The 7225-nt window shown below is 35.8% G+C and carries 6 protein-coding genes and 1 riboswitch; all 6 genes read right to left on the reverse strand.

Annotated elements, in window-relative coordinates:
- Nucleotides 1-9: 9 nt before the first annotated feature.
- A complete protein-coding gene (gene metF, locus ABJF52_RS03715; protein ID WP_348146483.1) occupies nt 10-963 on the reverse strand; it encodes a methylenetetrahydrofolate reductase [NAD(P)H] in 954 nt (317 codons plus the stop codon).
- Entirely contained in the window at nt 963-1205 is a 243-nt protein-coding gene (locus ABJF52_RS03720; protein ID WP_348146485.1) for a hypothetical protein, read from the reverse strand. The genes metF and ABJF52_RS03720 overlap by 1 nt, the downstream gene beginning before the upstream one ends.
- The gene (metH, locus tag ABJF52_RS03725; protein ID WP_348146488.1) at nt 1205-3910 is read right to left on the reverse strand and encodes a methionine synthase; all 2706 of its coding nucleotides are present in this window, start codon (nt 3908-3910) and stop codon (nt 1205-1207) included. The genes ABJF52_RS03720 and metH overlap by 1 nt, the downstream gene beginning before the upstream one ends.
- Nucleotides 3911-3919: 9 nt before the next feature.
- Nucleotides 3920-4924: a homocysteine S-methyltransferase family protein gene (locus ABJF52_RS03730; protein ID WP_348146490.1), complete on the reverse strand. Its 1005-nt coding sequence runs from the start codon at nt 4922-4924 to the stop codon at nt 3920-3922.
- 95 nt (nt 4925-5019) lie between these two features.
- Nucleotides 5020-5153: riboswitch (SAM riboswitch) on the reverse strand.
- 194 nt (nt 5154-5347) lie between these two features.
- Nucleotides 5348-6409 carry an NAD(P)/FAD-dependent oxidoreductase gene (locus tag ABJF52_RS03735; RefSeq protein WP_348146492.1) on the reverse strand — a complete coding sequence of 354 codons (1062 nt, stop codon included), beginning with the start codon at nt 6407-6409 and terminating at the stop codon, nt 5348-5350.
- A 16-nt stretch (nt 6410-6425) separates the two neighbouring features.
- Nucleotides 6426-7217, reverse strand: coding sequence for a uroporphyrinogen-III C-methyltransferase (gene cobA / locus ABJF52_RS03740; RefSeq protein WP_348146496.1), 792 nt, complete (start codon nt 7215-7217; stop codon nt 6426-6428).
- Nucleotides 7218-7225: the final 8 nt, after the last annotated feature.

Genomic DNA, 7225 nt, shown 5'->3' on the forward strand with positions numbered 1-7225 from the left:
TAATAAAAATTAAAACAAAGCTTTAGCAATTGCATGAACATTATCTGATTTACCCATAGAATAATAATGCAAGGAGGGCACACCGGCCTCTTTTAGTTCTTTAGATTGTTGAATTGCCCACTCAATTCCAACTTGCCTAACTGCTTTATTATCCTTGCAATCATCAACAGCGTCGATTAAATCTTGTGGCAAATCTATCTTAAAAACCTGAGGCAATATATTTAAATGTCGTTTTACCGCAATTGGTTTTATACCCGGAATAATAGGCACATTTATACCAGTCTTTTTTGCAGCTTCGACAAACTCAAAATATTTATCATTATCAAAAAACATTTGTGTTACAACGTAGTCAGCACCAGCCTCGACTTTTTGTTTCAACCTTTTTAAATCAGTTTGTAACGAAGGAGCTTCCATATGCTTTTCTGGATATCCTGCAACGCCAATACAAAAATCTGCACAATCGTCTGTTTCTATTACTTCATGTAGATATTGACCACATTTAAGGTTTTGTATTTGTTCAACAAGTCCTAATGCAAACTTATGGCCTCCTTTGGTAGGCTCAAAATATTGCTGTTCACGCATTGCATCGCCACGTAGGGCCATTACATTATCAATACCTAAATAATGACAATCAACTAGAACATATTCGGTTTCCTCTTTCGTAAATCCTCCACATAATACATGAGGCACAGTATCTACATCATACTTGTGCTTAATAGATGCACAAATACCTACTGTGCCCGGTCTCATTCTTGTTAATTTTTTATCCAACAATCCTTCTCGGTCTATATAGATATATTCTTCACGTGAAGTTGTTACATCAATAAATGGAGGTTTAAATTCCATTAAAGGATCTATATTATTATACAATTCTTTAATATTCTTACCTTTTACTGGAGGAATTATTTCAAACGAAAACAAAGTTTTTCCTTTGGCTTTTTCTATATGCTCTGTAACCTTCATTATTTCTTGGTTAGTTTCTTTTTTAAAATATTAAAATCGCCTTCATATTCCCAATATATCCACTGACCATCTAAATAATCTGTGAGAATATATTTATCGCTAACAGATTTTATACGCGATACTGCCACTAGCTTAGGAGATAAAGGGGCTGTCACTTTCTCCAAAACCTCAGTATTACTATCATCGCATCCATGAGAAATCATATGACTACCTAAACTTATTTCTATAAAATTTTCACTCATTAGTCTGCAATGTTAGGAGCTAACCATCTAGTTGCTAATTCCAAAGAAATTCCCTTTCGATTTGCAAAATTTTCAACTTGGTCTTCTTTAATTTTTCCAAGTCCGAAATATTTAGCTTCTGGATTTCCAAAATAATAGCCTGAGACTGATGCTGCTGGCCACATAGCTAAACTCTCTGTTAGCTTTACTCCTATTTCCTCTTCTACTTTAAGAATTTTCCAAATAGTTTTTTTCTCTAAATGATCAGGACAAGCCGGATAACCGGGTGCTGGTCTAATTCCTTTATACGATTCATTTATTAAATCCTCATTTGATAATTCTTCATTGGCGGCATACCCCCAATATTTCGTTCGCACTTCTTTATGTAAATATTCGGCAAATGCTTCAGCCAATCGATCAGAAATAGCTTTAATCATTATTGAATTATAATCATCTAAGTCCTTCTTGTATTGTTCGGAAATCTCGTCAGTACCAAAACCAGTAGTCACACAAAAACAACCTATATAATCTTGTTTACCACTTTCTTTTGGAGCGATAAAATCTGCCAATGCATTATCGGCTACACCTTCTCTTCGTTTTAATTGTTGACGTAGCGTTCTGAAGATCATTTTACTATCTTCAGACACCTCAAGATCATCTTTAAAGTCAACTTCCACTTCAATATCATCATCATTAATTGAGTTCGCTGGAAAAAGACCGAAAACAGCTTTTGCCGTTAACAGCTTTTCATCTAAAACCTTCTTCAACATTTCTTGAGCATCAGCAAATAAATCTGTGGCCTGCTCACCTACCACTTTATCCGTTAATATATCCGGATATTTACCATGTAGTTCCCAGCTCCTAAAAAACGGTGTCCAGTCTATAAATGGAACTAATTGATTAAGGTCCATATTATCGATAACTTGAATACCTAATTCATTGGGTTTTACTATTTCCGAGGTATTCCAATCAATTTGAAACTTATTCTTTCGAGCTTCTTCTATTGATTTATACTCTTTATGCTGTGATCGGTTCATGAATTTCTCACGAAAAACTTCATAATCGTCTTTAATCGTTTTTTTATAACCATCAGAAGTTTCTTTCTGTAATAGATCACCAACTACCGTTACAGCTCTTGATGCGTCGTTTACGTGGACAACAGACTGACTATACTGGGGGTCAATTTTTACAGCAGTATGTGCTTTACTAGTTGTTGCACCACCAATTAAAAGTGGCACTACAAAACCTTTACGTTCCATTTCTTTTGCCAAATGAACCATTTCATCCAACGACGGGGTAATAAGTCCGCTTAGTCCTATGATATCTACATTATGTTCAATTGCGGCGGCAATTATCTTTTCGGGAGGTACCATAACCCCAAGATCAACAATTTCATAATTATTACAAGCCAAAACAACACTCACTATATTTTTTCCGATATCATGAACATCGCCTTTTACAGTAGCCATTAATATTTTTCCAGCACCTTCAGAATCATTTTCTTGAGGGTTCAACAATTTTTCTTCTTCTATGTACGGCAGCAAATAGGCAACCGCTTTTTTCATTACCCTAGCAGATTTAACAACCTGAGGTAAAAACATTTTACCACTACCAAAAAGATCACCAACAACATTCATTCCAGTCATTAGATTTCCTTCAATTACTTCAATAGGCTTTGTAGCAGCTACACGAGCTTCTTCTACATCCTCAACAATGTATTGATCAATTCCTTTTACCAAAGCTCTAGTAATTCTATTCTGCAAGGGCTCTTCACGCCAAGACAAATCAACTTTACTTTCTTTTGCTTTCCCAACAACCGATTCTGCAAAATCGAGTAAACGCTCCGTGGCATCATCCCTACGGTTGAGCATTACATCTTCAACATGTTCTAATAAGTCTTTAGGTATATCATCATAAATCTCTAGCATTGTAGGATTTACAATACCCATATTCATACCAGCTTTAATAGCATGATATAAAAAAACAGAATGCATTGCCTCACGAACAGGATTGTTTCCTCTAAAAGAAAAAGAAACATTACTAACCCCTCCGCTAACACTAACATATGGCAGATTTTCTTTCACCCATTTTGTTGCACGAATAAAATCTAAAGCATTCAATTTATGCTCGTCCATACCGGTTGCAACTGGGAAAATATTTAAATCGAAAATAATATCCTCCGGTGGGAAATTAACTTGATTAACTAATATGTTATACGAACGTTTTGAGATATCGCAACGTCTTTGGTAATCATCAGCTTGACCAATCTCATCGAAAGCCATTACAATTACTGCAGCCCCGTATCGTTTAATAAGTTTTGCACGCTGAATAAACTCTTCTTCTCCTTCTTTAAGGCTGATGGAATTAACTACACATTTACCCTGTACAACTTGCAAACCTGCTTCAATAATATCCCATTTAGAGCTATCAATCATAATCGGTACGCGAGCAATATCTGGTTCTGCAATCACTAGATTTAAAAACTTCACCATGGCATGCTTACCATCAAGAAGTCCATCATCCATATTAATATCAATGATTTGGGCACCTCCTTCAACTTGATCGCGAGCGACGTCTAAAGCTTCTTCAAATTTTTCCTCCTTGATTAACCTGAGAAACTTTTTTGAACCTGCTACATTAGTACGTTCACCAACATTTACAAAATTACTTTCTGGTGTAACCACAAGTGGCTCTAGTCCGCTTAACTTCAGATGTTTAGTTGCCATTTCTTATATTTAATTACTCACATTTGACAACCTTCTAGGGTCATATTTATTTACTAATTCTGCAATGGCAGTAATATGCTCAGGCGTTGTACCACAACAACCTCCTACAATATTTACTAATTCTTTTTCAACATATTCTTTAATTTGTTCTGCCATTTGCTCTGGTGTCTCATCATACTCACCAAAAGCATTTGGTAAACCGGCATTAGGGTGAGCTGAAACAGCATAATCAGATTTATTAGCTAATACTTCTAAATGTGGAACCAATTGGTTCGCTCCAAGAGCACAATTAAAGCCAACTGATAAAATTGGAATATGGGAAATAGATATTAAAAAAGCTTCAGCAGTTTGCCCAGACAATGTTCTACCAGACGCATCAGTTATCGTACCACTAACCATAACTGGCACATCGATATTTCTTTCTTCCTTTATCTCTTCTATTGCAAAAAGTGCCGCCTTAGCATTTAAGGTATCAAAAATTGTTTCAACCAATAATAAGTCTGACCCACCATCTAACAAAGCCTCTGCTTGTTGTTTATAAGCTGCGCGAAGCTCCTCAAAAGAAACTGCTCTATAACCAGGGTCATTTACATCTGGGGACATACTTGCTGTTTTATTCGTAGGACCCATGCTACCTGCTACAAACCTTGGTTTATTAGGTTCCTTTTGAGTGAATTCATCAGCTACCATTTTTGCTATTCTGGCAGACTCATAATTTAGCTCATATACTAAGTCTTCCATATGGTAATCAGCCATTGCAATTGTAGTACCAGAGAAAGTATTAGTTTCAATGATGTCTGCACCTGAAGCAAAATACTTTCGATGCACTTCAGCAATAGCTTCTGGTTGCGTTAAGGACAACAAATCATTATTACCTTGTAAGGGGTGCTCCCAATCTTTAAACCGTTCACCACGAAAATCTTCTTCTGTAAATTTATAGCGCTGCAACATAGTACCCATGGCACCATCAAGCACTAAGATTCGTTCAGCAAGTATGTCTTTTATATTCCTCATTTAATTAATAACATATTCAGAGCCATTAACACCTATTTGGCATTAATAGTTACTCATTATCGAAAAAAGGAATTTGGTTATAACCAGAGACTTCATTGTTATCTGCCGAAATGCTTAAAATTTAGCAATTTTCAGTAGAATGTAGCACCTTCTCTGGAGTTCTAGAGAGAAAATCAAAGGGTTGCTAAGGCCTCATAGGGTCTAATCCCTCCACCTTTCTTGATAACTTAAACAGATTTGTAAGAACTAAGTACAAAGAAACATCACATCCTAAAGAAAACCAAGAAATGTTTATTGTTTTTACATTACTTGACCTATAATTAACACACTAACTAATTACAAAATAGGCATTTATGTTCTTTAACGAAATCAGAAAAAGACAGCAGTTTCTGATAATTAATATTTTAAGTAAACTGAACGCGACTAAGATATACTTTGAACCACTTCTTTTTTAGCTTCTTTTTTGGACCCATCAAATCCTTCAACACCACCAACAGTAGTATATTTCATAACAAAACGTTTACCAGGGTTAATCATTTGATAAGCGTACTGACACATAACGGCAGCTTCATGAAAACCTGAAAGGATTAATTTTAATTTTCCTTCATAAGTATTTACATCTCCTATAGCAAACACTCCAGGAAGGTTTGTTTGATAATCTTTGGCATTATTAACTTTAATAGCATTTTTTTCAATTTCTAATCCCCAATCACCAATAGGTCCAAGTTTTGGAGACAGACCAAATAAAGGAATAAAGTTGTCCACTTCTAAATAAGTTTCTCCTTTCGCCTCATCTTTATGCTTTATTCCTACAGCCTCTAGCTTTTCATCACCAAATATTCTTTTAACTTCAGCTTCTGTAAACAATTTTATTTTACCCTCTTTTGCTAATTCTGCAGCTTTTTCAACTGAATCTAGAGCTCCTCTAAATTCATTTCTTCTATGAACTAAGGACACTTCAGCAGCAACATCTGCCAAGTAGATTGCCCAATCCAGAGCAGAATCTCCCCCACCAGCAATCACAACTTTTTTATCGCGATAAATTTCTGGATCTTTAATAATATAAGCCACCCCTTTATCTTCAAAGTCAACTATATTCTCAATTGGTGGTTTTCTTGGTTCAAATGAACCTAATCCACCCGCAATAACAACCACAGGTGCATGGTGCTGTGTTCCTTTATTTGTTGTTACAATATATGAGCCATCTTCTTGCTTATCTAAAGTTTCAGCGCGTTCTCCTAAGGTAAAACCTGGTTCAAAAGGCTTTATTTGTTCCATTAGATTATCAACTAAGTCTCCTGCCAAAATTTCGGGAAAAGCAGGAATATCATAGATAGGTTTTTTAGGATAAATTTCAGAACATTGACCGCCTTGTTGTGGCAAAGCATCAATTAAATGGCATTTTAGTTTTAATAAACCCGCTTCAAAAACTGTAAACAACCCTGTAGGGCCCGCTCCTATAATTATCAAATCTGTCTTTATCATCCTTTAAAATCTATACTTAATAAATAAACTCTTGTGTTCTATGCTGATTTTGAATCTCTTTAATTTTCGCTCTATGATTTACTACCTCACCAATTATTATAATTGCTGGATTACTTAACGCAAGCTTTCCAACTTCTTGTTCAATAGAGTCGATAGTACCAATTCCAATTTTCTCAGATTCTTTTGTACCATCTTGAATTATGGCGATTGGCGTTTCTGATTTCCCTTCCTGTTTAAAAAGAGCAACAATTTGCAAAAGCTTGGACATTCCCATCAGAATAACAACTGTTGCATTGGATTTAGCCGCCAGTGCAACATCGCTCGATAATTTGTGTTCTTTCGTAGTACCAGTGATTACCCAAAAACTTTCTGTAGCACCTCTTTTAGTTACGGGAATATTTTGTGCAGCTGGCACCGATAAACTTGATGAAATTCCAGGAACCATGGACACCGCTACCCCATGTTTTGATGCGTATTCCATTTCTTCTGCACCACGTCCAAAAACAAATGGGTCTCCCCCTTTTAAACGAACAACATGACCATCGCTCTTTGCCCTACTAACAATTAATTCATTAATTTGCTCTTGTTGATACGAATAACAACCTTTACGCTTACCAACAAATATATGTTCCGCTTTCGGGGCATACTCTAAAAGTTCTATAGAAACAAGTGCATCATACAAAACCACGTTTGCGTTTTCAAGTGCTTTTATTGCCTTTAATGTTATTAGCTCAACATCTCCAGGACCTGCTCCAACGACGGTTAAAAGTGCTTGCTTTTTTTCAGTTTGTGCAATATGTTTTGTCAACTTGTTAT

Source organism: Aurantibacter sp. (assembly GCF_039941195.1).
Taxonomy (GTDB): Bacteria; Bacteroidota; Bacteroidia; order Flavobacteriales; family Flavobacteriaceae; genus Aurantibacter_A.